13 protein-coding genes are annotated in these 15,953 nt (G+C 66.4%); 9 read left to right on the top strand and 4 right to left on the bottom strand.

Annotated elements, in window-relative coordinates; genetic code table 11:
- From RI841_RS06735 to kduD, 8 genes are all read left to right on the top strand, one after another.
- Positions 1-831, top strand: an 831-nt coding sequence (locus RI841_RS06735) for a phosphoglycerate kinase (RefSeq protein ID WP_310704814.1), incomplete at its 5' end; no start/stop codon positions are given.
- A gap of 82 nt (positions 832-913) precedes the next feature.
- The gene (fba, locus tag RI841_RS06730) at positions 914-1,978 is read left to right on the top strand and encodes a class II fructose-bisphosphate aldolase (RefSeq protein ID WP_310704813.1); all 1,065 of its coding nucleotides are present in this window, start codon (positions 914-916) and stop codon (positions 1,976-1,978) included.
- 371 nt (positions 1,979-2,349) lie between these two features.
- Positions 2,350-3,387, top strand: coding sequence for a sodium:calcium antiporter (locus RI841_RS06725; protein WP_310704812.1), 1,038 nt, complete (start codon positions 2,350-2,352; stop codon positions 3,385-3,387).
- Between the two features lie 69 nt (positions 3,388-3,456).
- Positions 3,457-4,494, top strand: a complete 1,038-nt coding sequence (locus RI841_RS06720; protein WP_310704811.1) for a LacI family DNA-binding transcriptional regulator — start codon at positions 3,457-3,459, stop codon at positions 4,492-4,494.
- Positions 4,495-4,558: 64 nt separating this feature from the next.
- Positions 4,559-5,542, top strand: a complete 984-nt coding sequence (locus tag RI841_RS06715; RefSeq protein ID WP_310704810.1) for a sugar kinase — start codon at positions 4,559-4,561, stop codon at positions 5,540-5,542.
- A gap of 35 nt (positions 5,543-5,577) precedes the next feature.
- Positions 5,578-6,558 carry a D-glycerate dehydrogenase gene (locus RI841_RS06710; protein ID WP_310704809.1) on the top strand — a complete coding sequence of 327 codons (981 nt, stop codon included), beginning with the start codon at positions 5,578-5,580 and terminating at the stop codon, positions 6,556-6,558.
- Entirely contained in the window at positions 6,555-7,238 is a 684-nt protein-coding gene (locus RI841_RS06705; RefSeq protein WP_310704808.1) for an HAD-IA family hydrolase, read from the top strand. The genes RI841_RS06710 and RI841_RS06705 overlap by 4 nt, the downstream gene beginning before the upstream one ends.
- Complete coding sequence (gene kduD / locus RI841_RS06700; RefSeq protein ID WP_310704807.1) at positions 7,225-7,977, top strand: 2-dehydro-3-deoxy-D-gluconate 5-dehydrogenase KduD; 753 nt, start codon at positions 7,225-7,227, stop codon at positions 7,975-7,977. Before RI841_RS06705 ends, kduD begins: the two co-directional genes overlap by 14 nt.
- A 97-nt stretch (positions 7,978-8,074) precedes the next feature.
- On the opposite strand, the gene uxuA is transcribed toward kduD, so the two are convergent.
- The 4 genes from uxuA to RI841_RS06680 form a co-directional block, all read right to left on the bottom strand.
- Positions 8,075-9,250, bottom strand: a complete 1,176-nt coding sequence (gene uxuA, locus RI841_RS06695; protein ID WP_310704806.1) for a mannonate dehydratase — start codon at positions 9,248-9,250, stop codon at positions 8,075-8,077.
- Between the two features lie 23 nt (positions 9,251-9,273).
- Positions 9,274-10,752 carry a mannitol dehydrogenase family protein gene (locus tag RI841_RS06690; RefSeq protein WP_310704805.1) on the bottom strand — a complete coding sequence of 493 codons (1,479 nt, stop codon included), beginning with the start codon at positions 10,750-10,752 and terminating at the stop codon, positions 9,274-9,276.
- A 261-nt stretch (positions 10,753-11,013) separates the two neighbouring features.
- Positions 11,014-12,819 (bottom strand): IlvD/Edd family dehydratase, encoded by a 1,806-nt coding sequence (locus RI841_RS06685; RefSeq protein ID WP_310704804.1) that lies wholly within the window; start codon positions 12,817-12,819, stop codon positions 11,014-11,016.
- A 13-nt stretch (positions 12,820-12,832) separates the two neighbouring features.
- The gene (locus tag RI841_RS06680; protein WP_310704803.1) at positions 12,833-14,578 is read right to left on the bottom strand and encodes an IlvD/Edd family dehydratase; all 1,746 of its coding nucleotides are present in this window, start codon (positions 14,576-14,578) and stop codon (positions 12,833-12,835) included.
- A 201-nt stretch (positions 14,579-14,779) separates the two neighbouring features.
- Between RI841_RS06680 and RI841_RS06675 the strand changes: the two genes are divergently transcribed.
- Positions 14,780-15,799: a TRAP transporter substrate-binding protein gene (locus tag RI841_RS06675; protein WP_310704802.1), complete on the top strand. Its 1,020-nt coding sequence runs from the start codon at positions 14,780-14,782 to the stop codon at positions 15,797-15,799.
- The last annotated feature ends 154 nt before the right edge of the window (positions 15,800-15,953 follow it).

The raw sequence follows: 15,953 nt of genomic DNA, 5'->3' as shown, positions 1-15,953 counted from the left end.
GTGCGCTTCAACCCGGGCGAGAAGCAGGACGACGAAACGCTCGCCAGGCAGTACGCAGCGCTCTGCGACATCTTCGTGATGGATGCCTTCGGCACCGCCCACCGCGCCCAGGCCTCCACCCATGGTGTGGCACGCTTCACTGCCACCGCCTGCGCCGGCCCGCTGCTGGCCGCCGAGCTCGATGCCCTGGAGAAGGCGCTCGCCACCCCGGCGCGCCCCATGGTCGCGGTCGTCGGCGGCTCCAAGGTCTCCACCAAGCTCGAGGTGCTCAACGCCCTCTCCGAGAAATGCGACCAGCTGATCGTCGGCGGCGGCATCGCCAACACCTTCATCGCCGCGGCCGGCTACAGCGTGGGCAAGTCGCTGTACGAGCATGACCTGATCGACCAGGCCAGGGCGCTGATGGAAAGGGTCGAGATCCCGCTGCCCACCGACGTGGTAGTGGCCACCGAGTTCTCCGAGTCGGCCGAGGCCGTGGTCAAGCCGGTCGACCAGGTGGAGGAGGACGAGATGATCCTCGACATCGGCCCGGAGACCGCCGGTCGCCTGGGCGGCCTGCTCAAGGACGCCGGTACCATCCTGTGGAACGGCCCGGTGGGCGTGTTCGAGATCGACCAGTTCGGCAAGGGCACCGAGGCGCTGTCACTGGCCATCGCCGAGAGCCACGGCTTCTCCATCGCCGGCGGCGGCGACACCCTGGCGGCCATCGACAAGTACGCCATCGAGGACCGCGTCTCCTACATCTCCACCGGCGGTGGCGCTTTCCTCGAGTACGTGGAGGGCAAGACCCTGCCCGCGGTACAAGCCCTGGAAGATGCCGCCGCGCGCTGAGGCACCCGCAACCAATACCCCTATATGGCGTGACCATCACGGCCACGCCGTCACGACGCCCCATACAGAAACAGGTGAATCCATGGCTCTGATCAGCATGCGCCAGCTGCTGGACCACGCCGCCGAGCATGGCTACGGCGTGCCGGCCTTCAACGTCAACAACCTCGAGCAGATGCGCGCCATCATGGAGGCCGCCGACGAGACCGACTCACCGGTGATCGTCCAGGCCTCCGCCGGCGCCCGCAAGTACGCCGGCGCCCCCTTTCTGCGCCACCTGATCCTGGCCGCCGTCGAGGAGTTCCCGCACATCCCGGTGGTCATGCATCAGGACCATGGCACCAGCCCCGGCGTCTGCCAGCGCTCCATCCAGCTGGGCTTCTCCTCGGTGATGATGGACGGCTCACTGGGCGAGGATGGCAAGACCCCGATGGACTACGACTACAACGTCGACGTCACCCGCCGCACCGTTGAGATGGCTCATGCCTGTGGCGTTTCGGTGGAGGGCGAGCTGGGCTGCCTGGGCAGCCTGGAGACCGGCATGGCCGGCGAGGAGGACGGCATCGGCGCCGAGGGCAAGCTGGACCACGACCAGCTGCTCACCGACCCGGAAGAGGCCGCCGACTTCGTCAAGGCGACCGGGGTGGACGCCCTGGCCATCGCCATCGGTACCAGCCACGGCGCCTACAAGTTCACCAAGCCGCCCACCGGCGACACCCTCTCCATCCAGCGCATCAAGGAGATCCACGCCCGCATCCCCGAGACCCACCTGGTGATGCACGGCTCCTCCTCGGTGCCCCAGGAGTGGCTGGCGGTGATCAACGAGTTTGGCGGGCAGATCCCCGAGACCTATGGCGTACCGGTAGAGGAGATTGTCGAAGGGATCAAGCACGGCGTGCGCAAGGTCAACGTCGACACCGACCTGCGCCTGGCCTCCACTGGCGCAGTGCGCCGTTTCCTGGCCGAGAACCCCGCCGAGTTCGATCCGCGCAAGTTCCTCAAGGCCTCCACGGCGGCCATGAAGGAGATCTGCAAGGCCCGCTACGAGGCCTTCGGTACCGCCGGCCAAGCCAGCAAGATCACGCCGATCAACCTCGAGGAGATGTTCCTGCGCTACGAGCGCGGCGAGCTGGACCCCAGGGTGACCTGAACACGCCCGCCTGACCCGCCAGGGCGGCCCCAGGGGGCCGCCCTTGTCGTTCCGGGAGCGTCTCGTCGCTCTTCAGCGAATACGGCCGACCTGGATCGGATGACGCTCCCTGGGGTCGACAAGCGCAGGCACTGTGCCGATCAGATGGCCATGCCGCGTCGGCTCGGTGACATGCCAGGACGCATCGAAGCGCGCTGTCGAATGTGGCTCATCGGTGCCACGCATTCGCCGAACGCCGCCTGCCCTCAGGCGATGTAAAGCGTTACGCTCGTTTCAGTACCCCGTAACGAGGAGCCTTCCATGAACAGCGCGCCGCTCTCGTCACGGCCCTTGCCGCCTGGTGTCACCACTGAGATCGGGAAGCGAGCGCCGTGATCCTGTTGCTGGATGAGCTTCCCCTCGGCCTGGCACTGCCGCTTTTCGGCGTCTGTGCCCTGGTGATCGGTATCGTGGGGACCCGTTTGACCGGGATCGTCGACGACCTGGCGGATCGCACCGGACTCGGCGAGGCTATCGCCGGTGCAGTCCTGCTGGGCATGGCGACCTCCCTTTCGGGCATCGTGGTCTCGGTCTCGGCGGCACTGGCCGACCGTCCAACCCTGGCGATGAGCAATGCCCTGGGCGGAATCGCCGTACAGACACTGTTCCTGAGTATCGCCGACATCACCCACCGGCGTGCCAACCTGGAACATGCCGCCGCCTCGCTCGGCAACCTGATGCAGGGGGGCCTGCTGCTGTGCTTGCTGTCGCTGGTGCTGGTGGGACGCTTCGCCCCCGAATGGACCCTGTGGCAGGTGCACCCCGTCACCCCGGTACTGCTGCTCGGTTACCTGTTCGGCCTTCGCCTGGTGGGTCGCAGCCGCGACAATCCCATGTGGCAGCCCGCTCAAACCCGCGACACCCAGCCAGACGTGCCCGACGAGCGGGCCATGAGCCGCTCGGCGACCCAGCTCTCGCTATCCTTCACTGCCCTGGCGGTGACGCTCGGCATCAGCGGCTGGCTGCTGGAGCGCTCTGCAGCGGTGATCGCCGAGCAGACCGGCTTGGGACAGTCGGTAGTAGGGGCACTGATGACGGCAGTAGTGACGTCACTGCCGGAACTGGTGACCTCGTTGGCGGCGGTGCGCCGCGGGGCACTGACCCTGGCCGTGGCCGTTATCGTCGGTGGCAACGCCTTCGACACCCTGTTCGTTGCCGCCTCGGACATCGCCTATCGCGGCGGCTCGATCTACCACGCCATTCCCGATGCTGTCTCGCTATGGGTCGCACTGGCGATGCTGATGACCGGCATCCTGATGGTGGGCATGCTCTATCGCCAGCGGCAGGGGCCCGCCCACATCGGCTTCGAGAGCGTCGGCGTCATCGCCTGTTACCTGGCCGGGGCGCTCGCCCTACTGCTAGCGCCCTGAGCCCCGGAGGTTTGCCTGACGGTACGATCGCGACTAAAATGGGAACGATTCCATTACAAGATTCCCGTCATGGCCAACGCCCTGCGCCATCGCGCCACCATCCTCGATGTTGCCCGCCAGGCCGGCGCCTCCAGGACCAGCGTCTCCCGCTACTTCGGCGACGAGCGCGAGCGGCTCTCCCAAGAGCTCCAGGGCCGCATCGCCGAGGCTGCCAGCCGCCTGGGCTACCGCCCCAATCAGATGGCCCGGGGCCTCAAGGGCGGCCGCTCGGGTCTAGTCGGCATGCTCGTCGCGGACATCCGCAACCCCTTCTCGGTGGCGGTGATGCACGGCGTAGAGCAGGCCTGTCGCGAGCGCGGCCTGTCACTGCTGGTCTGCAACACCGACAACGACCCGGACCAGGAGCGCGCCCACCTGGCGCTGCTCGCCTCCTACCGGGTCGAGGGGCTGGTGATCAACGCCACCGGCAGCCCCGACCGCGAACTCCAGACGCTGGTCGACCAGGGCACGCCCCTGGTGCTGCTCGACCGCGCGCTGGGCGAGGTGGAGGCCGAAGTGGTGGGCCTCGACAACGCCCAGGCCCTAGACCTGGCCCTGGACCACCTCCAGGCCCGGGGTTATGGCGAACTGCTCTATCTCAGCGAGCCCCCGGAGCAGGCCAGCCCCCGCCAGGCTCGCCTGACGCGCTTCCGCCAGGGAGTCACGGCGCGCGACCTGGCTGGCGAGGTCCATTGTCGGCCCCTCGGCGAAACCGAAGCCCTGCACCGCGCCATCGGCGACTTCCTGGCCCGCCCCGGCATGGTGCCCCGAGCGCTGCTCTGCGCCAACGGCAACGTCACCCTGGAGGCCACCCGAGCCCTGCAGGCCTTCGACGCTCGCCTGGGAGAGATCGGCCTGCTGGGCATCGACGAGCTCGACTGGTGCGGGCTGGTCGGCCCCGGCATCACCACCCTGGCCCAGCCCACCGAGGCGATCGGCCGCGCCACAGTGGCATGCCTGATGCGGTGCCGCGAGGATGGTGACCGCATGACACCGGCGCGCCGGGTGCATTTCCAGGCCAGCCTGATCCCGCGCGGTTCCACCCGGCTTCCATCACCCGGCCCCTGAGCAGTGGCGCCCCACCCTGAGCCGTCGAGCCCCGGCAATGCTTCCCGACACTGCGAGGTATCCCATGTCCGACCATGCTGCCCCCGCCCCCGAACTACTGACCTTCGGCGAGGCCATGACCATGTTCGTCGCCGAAAGCCCGGGCGAGCTGGCCGAAATCGAGCGCTTCCAGCGCCGCATCGCCGGCGCCGACACCAATGTCGCCATCGGCCTGGCCCGCCTGGGCTTTCACGTCGGCTGGCTGAGCCGGGTCGGCGACGACGGCTTCGGCACCTTTATCCGCCGTACCCTGGAGAGCGAAGGGCTGGACTGCCGCCACCTCATCATCGACCCTGACCATCCTACCGGTCTGCTATTCAAGGAGCGCGCTCCGAGTGGCGCCGACCCCAGGGTGACCTACTTCCGTCGCGGCAGCGCCGCCAGTCACCTGGCCCCCTGTGATGCAGATGGCGTCGACTTCTCAGCGTTGCGCCATCTGCACGCCACCGGCATACCGCCCGCGCTCGCGCCCAGTGCACGGGCGCTGTCGCGACATATGCTTACCCAGGCCCGCGACGCCGGCGCCAGCGTCTCCTTTGACCCCAACCTTCGCCCCAGCCTGTGGTCAAGCGAGACCGAGATGCGCGACACCCTGAACGACCTGGCCGCCCAGAGTGACTGGGTGCTGCCCGGCCTGGCCGAGGGACGGCGACTTACCGGCCGGAACAGCCCCGAGGCCATCGCCGACTTCTACCTGGAACACGGTGCCCAGGCCGTCATCATCAAGCTGGGACCCGAGGGCAGCTACTATCGCGGCACTCTGGGCGGCCGGCAGGAGAGCTTTACCCTGCCGGGCTTTGCGGTGGCCGACGTGGTGGATACGGTGGGGGCCGGCGATGGTTTCGCGGTGGGCGTGGTCAGCGCGCTGCTCGATGGCCGCTCCCCCCGGGAAGCGGTCCGCCGCGGCAACTTGATCGGCTCACTGGCGGTGCAGGTGGTGGGCGACATGGAGGGCCTGCCCAATCGCGACCGTCTCACGGCGCGTGAAGCCGATCTATCCGCCCAGTAGATACCCTTGCCCACCGCCCGAAAGGAGCCTGAACCATGAAGAAGCGCATCCTGGCCTATGGCCGCCTGAACGACGACCAGCTGGCCCAACTTGATCAAGACTTCGAGGTCCAGGCCTTTCCCGGCCTGGCCTCCGCCGACGATCCTGACTTCCGGGCCGCCCTACCCGACGCCCATGGGCTGATCGGCGCCAGCCTGGCCATCACGACCGAGCTGCTCGACGCCGCGCCCCAGCTCGAAGCCATCGCCAGCATCTCGGTGGGCTACGACAACTACCCGGTCGAGGCGCTGACCCACCGCGGCATCCTGCTGTGCAACACCCCGGATGTACTCACCGAGACTACCGCCGACACCGGCTTCCTGCTGATCATGGCCGCCGCCCGGCGCGCCGTGGAGCTCGCCGACCTGGTCAAGCGCGGTGACTGGAAGAGCGGGATCGGCCCCGAGCACTTCGGCAGCGACGTGCACGGCAAGACCTTGGGGCTGATCGGCTTCGGGCGCATCGGCGCCGCCGTGGCCCGGCGCGGCGCCCTGGGCTTCGGTATGCGCGTCCTCTACTCGAACGCCTCCCCCAAGCCCGAGCTCGAGCGCGAACTGGGGGCGGAGCGGCGCGAAACGGACACGTTGCTTGCCGAATCCGACTTCGTCTGCGTCACCGTGCCCCTCACCGCCGAGACCGAGCACCTGATCGGGGAGCGAGAGTTTGCCCTGATGAAGCCATCGGCGATCTTCGTCAACATCGCCCGCGGCAAGGTCGTCAACGAGGCGGCGCTTATCGAGGCGCTGGAGATGGGGCGCATTCGCGCCGCCGGCCTGGACGTCTTCGAGCAGGAGCCGCTGTCGCCGGAGTCGCCTCTGCCATACATGACCAATGTGGTGGCCCTGCCTCACATCGGATCGGCGACCCACGAGACACGCACCGCCATGGCCCAGCGCGCCGTGGACAATCTGATCCTGGCGCTCAGGGGCGAGCGCCCGATCAATCTGGTCAACGACGTTGCCTGGAGGCCCGCATGATCCCCCCGCTCTGCCTGCTCTTCGACGCCGACGGCACCCTGGTCGACAGCGAGATCCTTCTCGCCGAGGTAATGGGCCACATCCTGCCCGCCTTCGACCTGCCCTTCTCCGCCCGGCAGTACATGGAAGAGTTTCGCGGCGTACGCTTCCGTACCATCGTCGATACACTCAGCGAACGCCACGGCGCGCTGGACGATGCTCATTTCCCTCTGCTGGAGGGGGAGGTGCGCCGGCTGATGGAACGACGCATGCGCGTCGAGCTGTTGCCCATCGACGACATGCCGGAAGCCCTGGAGACCCTGGCCGCCCACCCCAAGGCGGTGGTCTCCAACGGCCCGGAGCGCAAGATCCGCTGCGCCATGGAAAGCACCGGACTGGCGTCCCACTTCGGCGACAATCTCTACAGCGCCTACACTCTGAACGTCTGGAAGCCTGACCCTGGCCTCTACCTCAAGGCGGCCGAGGCCATGGGCCAGTCCCCCGAGCGCTGCCTGGTGATCGATGATGCCGCCGTGGGGGTGGCCGCCGGACTGGCCGCCGGGATGCAGGTCATCCACCTCAACCGTTTTCCGGATGAAGAGACGACGCCTGACGGCGCCGTTGCCATCCATCACGCCGGCGAACTGCCCGCCGCGGTGGCTCGCCTCGCTGCACAGGAGACCGCCCATGACCCGCTTTGACCTGCATGGCCGGGTGGCCATGGTCACCGGCTGCAACAAGGGGCTCGGCCAGGGCCTGGCCGTGGCGCTAGCCGAGGCCGGCGCCGACATCGTCGGCGTCAGCCGTCGCCCCGCCGACGAGACCCGCTCCCGCATCGAGGCGCTGGGGCGTCGCTATATCGGCGTCGAAGCCGAACTGGGCCGCGACGCCCCGGACAGCATCGTCGCGCGAGCCCTCGAGGCGGCTGGACAGCTCGATATCCTGGTCAACAACGCCGGAACCATCCGCCGTGCACCCGCCCTGGAGTTCAGCGAGGAGGACTGGGACGCCGTGGTCGACGTTAACCTCAAGGCAGCGTTCTTCCTCGCCCAGGCGGTCGCACGCCATCTGGTGGCACGCGACGCACCGGGACGAATCGTCAATATCGCCTCGGTGCTCTCCTTCCAGGGCGGCATCCGAGTGCCCTCCTACACGGCCAGCAAGAGCGGCATTCTCGGCCTGACCCGGCTGCTGGCCAACGAGTGGGCTGCCCACGGCATCACCGTCAATGCCATCGCCCCGGGCTACATGGCCACCGACAACACCCAGGCCCTGCGCGATGATCCGACCCGCAGCGCCGAGATCCTCGGGCGCATCCCCGCCGGTCGCTGGGGCACCCCGGAGGACCTGGCCGGCGCCATCATCTTCCTATGCTCGGATGCTGCCTCCTACGTCAATGGTCACGCCCTGGCGGTGGATGGCGGCTGGCTGGCTCGCTGAGGCGTTAAGGCGCCTGTCGAACTTATCCATGACACAATGGCAACGGCCCCGCCGATCGCTCGGCGGGGTCGCTTCTTGGGGGTAAGGGGCGATGGCATCAAGTGAGTCGGCGTACCGCCAGCTCCACTCCTCGCAGCTCGGCCAGCCCGCGCAACCGACCGTAGAGCGGATAGCCCGGAGCGGTGTCGCGGTGCCGGTCGTCGAGGATATGGTGGCCGTGGTCGGGACGCAGCGGCAAGCGCGGGCCACCCTCGCGCTCGCGGCGCCGCTCCTCCCCCACCAGGGCCTGGATCACCGCCACCATGTCGACGTCGCCGTCGAGATGCGGTGCCTCATGGAAGGAGCGCGGATCCGCTGCCTCGCGCTTCGTCGAGCGCAGGTGGGCAAAATGGATCTTTGGCCCGAAACGCCGGGCCATGTCGGCGAGGTCGACGTCGGCGCGAACCCCGTAGGAGCCGGTGCACAGCGTCAGGCCGTTGGCCGAGCTCGGCACGGCGTCCAGGAGCCACCGGGCGTCCTCCGGCGTGGAGACCACCCGCGGCAGCCCCAGCATTGGCCGCGGCGGATCGTCGGGGTGGATCGCCATGCGGAGACCCACCTCCTCGGCCACCGGGATCACCGCCCGCAGAAAGTAGCCGAGGTGCTCACGCAACCGCGCGGCGTCAATGTCGGCATACTCGGCCAGCACTGCCCTGAACCGTTCCAGCGTGTAGTGCTCCTCGGCGCCCGGCAGGCCGGCGATCAGGGTATTGACCAGCTTGTTGCGAGCGGCCACATCGAGGCCGTCGAAGTAGTGTCTGGCCGCTTCCTGCTCGCCCTGACCATACTCTGTCTTGGCGCCGGGGCGCTCGAGAAGGAAGAGGTCGAAGGCGGCGAAAGCGGTCTGGTCGAAGCGCAGTGCCATCGCCCCGTCCGGCAGGACCCAGCGCAGGTCGGTGCGGGTCCAGTCGAGCACCGGCATGAAATTGTAGCAGACGGTATCGATACCACAGGCCGCCAGGTTCCGCAGGGTCTGGCAATAGGTGGAAACCAGCTCGTCGCGCCCGTGCCGGCCCTGCTTGATCACCTCGGGGACCGGCACGCTCTCCACCACCGACCAGGTGAGCCCGGCCGCCTCGATCAGCGCCTTGCGCTCGCGGATCGCCTCCAGCGACCAGACTTCATCGTTGGGCACCTCGTGCAGCGCCGTGACGATGCCGGTGGCTCCGGTCTCGCGGATCTCGTCGAGGCGGATGGGGTCCTTCGGGCCGAACCAGCGCCAGGTATGTTCCATGCAGGATCTCCTCTCAGGCCTCTTTATTCGCTACTGCCTGCCAGGGCAACGAGCGCCCCCTCGAGGCCATGTTCGGTCAGGGAACGATAGGCCGTGAGCACCGCGTCGGCAAAGGGGGCGTCGGCCGCCAGGGCCGGCGGCACCACGTCGTCCATGGCCAGGAAGGCGGTGACCAGCGCCTCGGCGTCCTGGCCGTGCCGCGCGTGAAGCTCGGCGAAGCGCGGCGCCAGGGGGTCGTCCACGCCATAGACGTTGCCCTGAAGATCCCTGCCGACGGTGTAGTGGATCCATGCGGCCATACCCAGTGCCGCGCAGGGCGCTGCCAGCCCAGACTCGCGGCGTGCCAGGGTGCCGAGCAGCCAGCGCTGCGGCAGCTTCTGGCTGCCGTCCATGGCGATCTGGTGCAGCCGGTGGCGCAGGCTGTCGTTGGCAAAGCGCGCCAGCAGCGAATCGGCGTAGGCGGCGACGTCGGTGCCCTCGGGCATGGCCAGCGTCGGCGCCGCTTCCTCCCGCATGTAACGACGCAGCAGGGCCCGCAGGTCGTCACGGCTCACCGCGTCATACACCGTCTCGATCCCCTCCGGCGCGCCCAGGTAGGCCAGCAGCGAGTGGCTGCCATTGAGCATGCGCAGCTTCATGGTCTCGTAGGGTGCAACGTCGGCAACCATCTCCACCCCGTCGGCCGCCCAGTCCGGGCGCCCTTGGGGGAAGACATCCTCCACCACCCACTGGGCGAAGCTCTCACAGACCACGGCGTTGGCGTCCTGTACTCCAAGCTTGGAGAGCTGGGCGAAGTCCGCCTCGGTCATCGCCGGAACGATGCGGTCGACCATGCTGCAGGGAAAGGCCACCTTGGTGGCGATCCACTCGGCCAGCGTGGAGTCGCGGTGCTCGGCGAGCTGGACCACGGCATTGCGGGTGCGATGGCCGTTGTCCGGCATGTTGTCGCAACTGAGCACCGCGAAAGGCGGCACGCCGGCCTCGCGTCGCCGCGCCAGCGCGTCCACCAGCACCCCCGGTGCAGTGCGCGGCCGCAGGGGCTCTGTGATATCGGCGGCGATCATGGGGTCGTCGGCGAGCAGCTCCCCGCTGGCCGGGTTGAGGAAGTAGCCCTTCTCGGTGACGGTGAGGGTGACGATGCGGGTCTCGGGCGAAGCCAGACGCACTAGCAGGGCCTCAAGGTCACGCCCCCAATGCCCCTTTTCATCGCAGCCGGTGAACAGCGCCTCCTCGATCACCCCGATCTCGCGCAGGGTCACCGTCTCACTGTCGGCGTATTCGGCTACGTGATAGCGATATTTCGCCTCGCGCAGGCCATCCACCAGGCCGATACTCGAGCGAAGGTTGGCGCTGCTCACGCCCCAACGGCTATCACCGGTACGCTGGCGATACCGCTCGAGGTAGACCGCTTGCTGAGCGCGATGAAAGGCCCCCAGACCCAAGTGGACCATCGCGATATAACCATGGGCCTGGGTCCTGGGTATTCTTGTCACGTCAGGCATGAGGCCCCCTCCCGGCTCGATTTGCATTCGCTCAAGTCTCCAATGAGAACACCATTCAGCGAGTCGGGGGGTTCGTCTCGCCGAGGACAAAAGCAGGCAGTACGTCGGGGATTGCCTGAGCCAGTCCGCCACGCAACCGAAGATGACAGCGTGAGTCGATAGGCCCTTGCCACCATCCTTGGTATGACACCATGACATTATGTTCGTGGCAATGACAGGATATCGAAGCCGGCATGGCACCAGGCACCGAACGCGCTTCAGTCAATGGTTATCCCTGGGGGGACTGCGGCGAGCCACATCGCGATACTTGTCGGCGCCACGCAGGACCATGCCGCGATCCAGCGGCTCCACCATCGAGCGCTGGATCTCCTGCCAGGGCGTTTGATGGTCCGGATAACGGTAGCCGCCGTTTGCCTCCAGCCTCTCACGGCGGGCCTCGAGCTCGGTGTCATCGATCATCAGCCGCACTTCGCCGCGCCTGAGGTCGATGCGCAGCCGATCGCCGTCCTCGAGCAACGCCAGGCCGCTGCCGGTGGCCGCCTCCGGCGAAGCGTTGAGAATCGACGGCGATCCCGAGGTTCCTGACTGGCGGCCATCACCCAGGCATGGCAGCGACTCGATGCCACGACGAATCAATGCCTCCGGTGGCTGCATGTTGACCACCTCGGCCCCGCCGGGATGGCCCACCGGGCCGGCGCCACGCATCACCAGGATGGTGCGCTCGTCGATGCCGAGCGCCGGATCATCGATTCGCGCATGGTAATCCTCCGAGCCGTCAAACACCGCCACCTTGCTCTCGAAGGCCTCGGGATCGTCCGGGTCGCTGAGGAAGCGCTCGCGAAAGTTCGTCGAGATCACGCTGGTCTTCATCAGCGCCGAGTCGAAGAGATTCCCCTTGAGGTTGAGGAAGCCCGCATGCTCCACCAGCGGATTGGCATAACGGCGGATCACCTCGGCGTCCCCGGTTTCACGGCCGGTGAGGTTAGCCGTGAGCATCGTGCCGTTAATGGTGAGCACGTCACCATGGAGCTTGCCGGCCCCCCACAGCTCGTGCATCACCGCCGGCACACCGCCAGCGCGATGAAACTCCTCGCCGAGGTAGGCGCCCGCGGGCATGACGTTGGCCAGCAGCGGGATGGCATGCCCCAGGCGTTGCCAATCGTCGTTATCAAGCGCGACACCGGCGTGGCGGGCGATAGCGTTGACGTGGATGGGCGCGTTGGAGGAGCCCCCCAGCGCCGAGCAGGTGACGATGGCGTTTTCGAAGGCCTCGCGAATCAGAATATCGCTTGGGCGCAGGTCCTCCCAGACCATCTCAACGATCCGCTCGCCGGTCCGATAGGCGACTATGGCGCGTTCCTTGTAGGGACCGGGGATCATCGCCGAGCCAGGCAAGCTCATGCCTAGTGCCTCGGCCATCGAGTTCATGGTCGAGGCGGTACCCATGGTGTTGCAGTGACCCACCGAGGGTGCCGAATCGGTGATGCGTGACAGGAACTCGGTGTAATCGATGTCACCGGCGGCAAGCCGCTTGCGCAGCTCCCAGACGATGGTACCGGATCCCACCCGCTCGGCGCCGCGCCAGCCATTCAGCATGGGTCCGCCGGAGAGCACGATGGCCGGGATGTTGACCGTGGCCGCGGCCATCAGCGCCGCTGGCGTCGTCTTGTCACAGCCGGTGGTCAGCACCACGCCGTCCAGCGGATAGCCGTGCAGTACCTCCACCAGGCCCAGGTAGGCCAGATTCCGGTCCAGCGCTGCGGTGGGCCGACGCACATTCTCGTGGATGGGGTGCATGGGGAACTCGAAGGGCACCCCACCGGCAGCGCGGATACCGTCCTTGACCCGCTTGGCAAGCTCCACATGGTGGCGATTGCAGGGCGTCAGGTCGGAGCCCGACTGGCAGATGCCGATGATCGGCCGGCCGCTCGTGAGCTCCTCCAGGGTGATCCCCTGGTTCATGTAGCGCTCGATGCACAGCGCCGTCGTCCCGGGGTGGTCAGGGTTGTCGAACCACCAGCGCGAGCGCAGCTGGTCGGGCGTGATGCGGGGTCGCTCAGTCTTCATGTGGCCTCCAGTCTCAGTGTGAATGGCGTGGCACCTCGGCGCCCCGGCAGCCCAACAGAAAGTCGAAATCGCACCCCTCGTCCGCCTGCAGCACATGCTCGATATAGAGCTGGCGATAGCCACCGTCGCTGGCGATGCGTCGAGACCGCTCGGTGGGATCGCTCTCGGCAAGCCGTGCAGCCAGGTCTTCGTCGCTGATATCCAGGTGTAACCGGCCGGCCTCGCAGTCGAGCTCTATCCAGTCGCCGTTGCGCACTGCCGCCAATGGGCCACCGGCGGCGGCTTCGGGTGCGACATGCAGCACCACGGTGCCGTAGGCGGTGCCACTCATCCGCGCATCCGATATGCGCACCATGTCGCTCACCCCTTGGGCCAGCAACTTGGACGGCAACCCCATATTGCCCACCTCAGCCATGCCGTGGTAACCCCTCGGCCCACAATGCTTCATCACCAGGATGCTGTCGGCATCCACATCGAGGTCGGGGTCATCGATTCGCGCCTTGTAGTCATCAAAGTCCTCGAACACCACTGCCCGACCGCGATGCTGCATCAGCTCGGGACTCGCCGCCGAGGGCTTGAGCACTGCCCCCTTTGGGGCCAGGTTGCCTTGCACAACGCACATGCCGCCATCCTCAAGCAGCGGATTATCCAGTGGCCGGATCACCTCCTCGTTGTAGAGCGGAGCATCAGCAACGTTGTCCCACAGGGTTCGACCATTGACCGTCATGGCCTCCTTGTGGGGCAGTCGGTCGGCCTCACCGAGTCGGCGCAGCACTGCCGGCAAGCCGCCGGCATAGTAGAACTCCTCCATCAGGAAACGCCCCGACGGCTGCAGGTCGACGAGGGTCGGCGTGCCACGGCCGATCCGCGTCCAGTCGTCGAGTGCCAGGTCAACGCCAATGCGCCCGGCGATCGCCTTGAGGTGGATCACCGCGTTGGTCGAGCCGCCGATGGCAGCATTGGTGCGGATGGCATTCTCGAAGGCCTCCCGAGTCAACACTTTCGACAGCCGCAGGTCCTCGTCGACCATCTCGACGATACGATTACCGGAAAGGTGTGCCAGCACATAGCGCCGTGAGTCCACCGCGGGAATCGCCGCGTTGTGGGGCAGCGAGGTACCCAGCGATTCGGCCATGCAGGCCATGGTCGAGGCGGTGCCCATGGTGTTGCAGGTGCCCGCCGAGCGCGACATCCCGGCCTCGGCGGCCATGAAATCGTGGATCGAGATCTCACCGGCCTTGACCTGCTCGGAGAGACGCCAAACCACGGTACCCGAGCCGATGTCCTTGCCCTGGTGCTTGCCATTGAGCATGGGCCCGCCAGTCACCACGATGGTGGGAAGATCACAGCTCGCCGCTCCCATCAGCAATGCCGGAGTGGTCTTGTCACAGCCCACCAGCAGCACCACGCCGTCCATGGGATTACCGCGGATCGCCTCCTCCACGTCCATGCTCGCCAGGTTGCGGGTGAACATTGCCGTCGGCCGCAGGTTCGACTCGCCGTTGGAGAACACCGGAAACTCCACCGGGTAGCCGCCCGCCTCGAGGATGCCCTGCTTGACGTGGTCCGCCAGCTTGCGGAAGTGGGCATTGCACGGTGTCAGCTCCGACCAGGTGTTACAGATGCCGATGATCGGCTTGCCCTGAAACTCGTGGTCGGGGATGCCCTGGTTCTTCATCCAGCTGCGGTACATGAAGCCATTCTTGTCGGCGTGGCCGAACCATTCGGCACTGCGCAGGAGGCGCTTGCGGTCGGTCATTCTCTGTTGCTCCTTGCCTGGGGCGCAGCCGGCCGGCATGCACCTGGATGATCGATTACGACGAAGGTAACGCTTGACACTCGCTCAGTCGATACATACAAAAGTATATGTTGAACAAACTAGATAAATGTTCAACATTGAGAGCGTCGCAAAAGACCTCATGCCAGCACACAATCAACAACACCCCCTCTGGAGAGAATCATGCTCAAACGCAAATCATGCCTCCTGCTCACGGGTTCGGCCCTCCTACTCGGCCTGTCGACCGCCCAGGCGGCAGAGTACGAGTGGCAATTCCAGGCCTCCGAGACCAGCGGCGAGCCTAGCTTCAAGATCAAGCAAGAGTGGGCGGACAAGGTCACGATGATGACCAATGGGCGTGTCGAGATCGAAATCCTCCCGATCAACGCCATCGTCGGTCCGACCGAGACGCTCACCGCGGTGAGTTCGGGCATTCTCCAGGGCCATATGACCGATCCCAGCTACTTTTCTGGCCAGGATCCGGCCTTCGGCATGCTCGGCAACCTGGTGGGCGCCTGGAGCGACCCCTACGATTTCCTGGAATACATGAAGCATGGCGGCGGTGAGGAGCTCTACAATGAGCTGGCCAACCCGTATGGCACTCACCTGATCGGGGCCGCGACGTTCCCCCTCGAATCGATCCCTTCCACCGTTCCCATCAAGACACTCGATGATTTCGATGGCCTAAAGATCCGCGCCCCTCAGGGCATGGTCTACAACATCTTCGATCGCATCGGGGCATCGCCGGTCAATCTGCCGGGGTCCGAGGTTTACACCGGTCTCGAGAAGAAGGTCATCGATGCTGCCGACTCCACGGTGCTCTCCAACAATGACGCCATGGGCCTGCATGCCTTCGCGCCTTACCCGCTCTACCCTGGCTTCCACTCGATGCCGATGATTGCCGTCTCCATGAACAAGGAGATCTGGGACGAACTACCTTCCGAACTCCAGACCACGCTGGAAGTGGCCTTCGACGGCATGGCCTACGACTTGATCGCCCGCCTCAAGGCACAGGATGTCGAAACCCTTCAGAAGCTCAAGGAAGATCCCGATGTCCATCCCTATGACCTGCCGGCCGAGGAGCGTAAGAAGTTTCGCCAAGCCGCTGAGCAGGAATGGGCCGAGTGGGCGAGTGAAAATGATATGACTCAGAAGATCTATGACTCCGCGACGGCTTTCCTGCGGTCACGCAACCTCCTCTAAACGTCGTGATCTTCGCGTGGTACCCACCCCCGAGTCAGAGAGACTCGGGGGCTTTGATCGAGACATGTCATGACCCAACTTTCATCCGCGAACCGCGACCCGGTCGAGGAACTCGGCCCCGAACGTACCGCCCTGGACCGCCTGGTGGCCCGGG

It is taken from the genome of Halomonas sp., assembly GCF_031581305.1.
Taxonomy (GTDB): domain Bacteria; phylum Pseudomonadota; class Gammaproteobacteria; order Pseudomonadales; family Halomonadaceae; genus Halomonas.
Note: the sequence above shows the minus strand (reverse complement) of the source record. Positions and strands in the feature narration are given on the sequence as shown.

What these genes read in the sequence shown, in the direction of transcription:
- RI841_RS06685 (WP_310704804.1), bottom strand. Translation starts at nt 12,819, where the DNA reads ATGAAGACTGAGCGACCCCGCATCACGCCCGACCAGCTGCGCTCGCGC.
- RI841_RS06710 (WP_310704809.1), top strand. Translation starts at nt 5,578, where the DNA reads ATGAAGAAGCGCATCCTGGCCTATGGCCGCCTGAACGACGACCAGCTG.
- RI841_RS06705 (WP_310704808.1), top strand. Translation starts at nt 6,555, where the DNA reads ATGATCCCCCCGCTCTGCCTGCTCTTCGACGCCGACGGCACCCTGGTC.
- RI841_RS06680 (WP_310704803.1), bottom strand. Translation starts at nt 14,578, where the DNA reads ATGACCGACCGCAAGCGCCTCCTGCGCAGTGCCGAATGGTTCGGCCAC.
- fba (WP_310704813.1), top strand. Translation starts at nt 914, where the DNA reads ATGGCTCTGATCAGCATGCGCCAGCTGCTGGACCACGCCGCCGAGCAT.
- RI841_RS06675 (WP_310704802.1), top strand. Translation starts at nt 14,780, where the DNA reads ATGCTCAAACGCAAATCATGCCTCCTGCTCACGGGTTCGGCCCTCCTA.
- kduD (WP_310704807.1), top strand. Translation starts at nt 7,225, where the DNA reads ATGACCCGCTTTGACCTGCATGGCCGGGTGGCCATGGTCACCGGCTGC.
- RI841_RS06720 (WP_310704811.1), top strand. Translation starts at nt 3,457, where the DNA reads ATGGCCAACGCCCTGCGCCATCGCGCCACCATCCTCGATGTTGCCCGC.
- RI841_RS06690 (WP_310704805.1), bottom strand. Translation starts at nt 10,752, where the DNA reads ATGCCTGACGTGACAAGAATACCCAGGACCCAGGCCCATGGTTATATC.
- RI841_RS06715 (WP_310704810.1), top strand. Translation starts at nt 4,559, where the DNA reads ATGTCCGACCATGCTGCCCCCGCCCCCGAACTACTGACCTTCGGCGAG.
- uxuA (WP_310704806.1), bottom strand. Translation starts at nt 9,250, where the DNA reads ATGGAACATACCTGGCGCTGGTTCGGCCCGAAGGACCCCATCCGCCTC.